Source organism: Streptomyces sp. P17 (genome assembly GCF_032436805.1).
In the GTDB taxonomy this organism is placed as follows: Bacteria; Actinomycetota; Actinomycetes; order Streptomycetales; family Streptomycetaceae; genus Streptomyces.
On record NZ_JAVRBF010000196.1, the window covers coordinates 1 to 975 of the forward strand.

The following is a 975-nucleotide window of genomic DNA, read 5'->3' on the forward strand; positions in this document are numbered from 1 at the left end:
CCAGGCAGCGCCGCCCGGAGAGTTCACGTACAGGTTGATCTGATCGACATCGAGCGCCGCGATCTGCTCGGCAAAGTCCTTGGCGGACACACCACCCCATCTCCCGATGTCGCCGTAGATGCGGACATCAGCCACGGTCTCGGTACCACCATCAGCCCTCATCTCGATCGAGCAGTAGTGCTGAGTCGCCATCACGCCACCTCCCTCACCGGCAGGCCATGGCTGGCCCGCATGTAGTCCTCCAGCCCCTCATCGGGGGTCACGGCTCCGCAGTCAACCAGAGCCTTGATTGCGTCCGCCGTAGCCGGGCTCTTCGCCCCGATCTCATCGAAGACGAGCTGCGGTGCAGGCTCGTCCTCGCCCCAGTTGAGGTCCACCAGATCATCGATGACATGCTGCTGAGTCACGTCCGCGATGTGCATCGCAACCGCCTGCAGCGACCCGACGAAGAAGTCTGCGAACGTGGTGCCGAGCGCCCACGAGCCCGTTTGGGTCCCGAGGTTCAGGAAGTGTGCGAGGACGGCGCGGGCGATCTGCTCATCGTGGTACCGGATCGGCTTGTCAGCATCCGGGAGGTCGCCCTCGACGCCGAGCAGTTGCAGCTTCGCGCCGCTCGGGATCGACGCACCAGCCTGCTCACCAGACCTGAACGCCGTCGCCAGTGCCAAACCATTCTCACGCTCGGCAGCGATCCACGCATCACGCTCCAGCGCCGTCGCTCCATCCGGCACAGGCGCACCCGTATACACCGGAACGCCGAGACCGTTGCGGTCGACAGTCAACGCCTGGGAGCGCAGCAGTCGATCTTTGATGAGCCAGTTCTTGTAGCACGATCGCAGTAGGCTCTCGCCCGCCCAGTTAGCGCCCTCGCGCTCACTGACGTACACGACGAGCCGGTCGATGGGGATACGGACTCGGCGCGTCCCCATCGAGTGCTGCTCGACGGCGACCAGGCCACCATCGGCGGCGACCTCG

Annotated in this window: 2 protein-coding genes; both read right to left on the minus strand. The window is 65.1% G+C overall.

From position 1 onward, the window contains the following. Positions 1-192: hypothetical protein (locus RMT89_RS40320; protein WP_315888717.1), on the minus strand; the 192-nt coding region annotated here is incomplete at its 3' end. After that, positions 192-975, minus strand: a 784-nt coding sequence (locus RMT89_RS40325) for a hypothetical protein (protein ID WP_315888718.1), incomplete at its 5' end; no start/stop codon positions are given. The genes RMT89_RS40325 and RMT89_RS40320, both read right to left, overlap by 1 nt.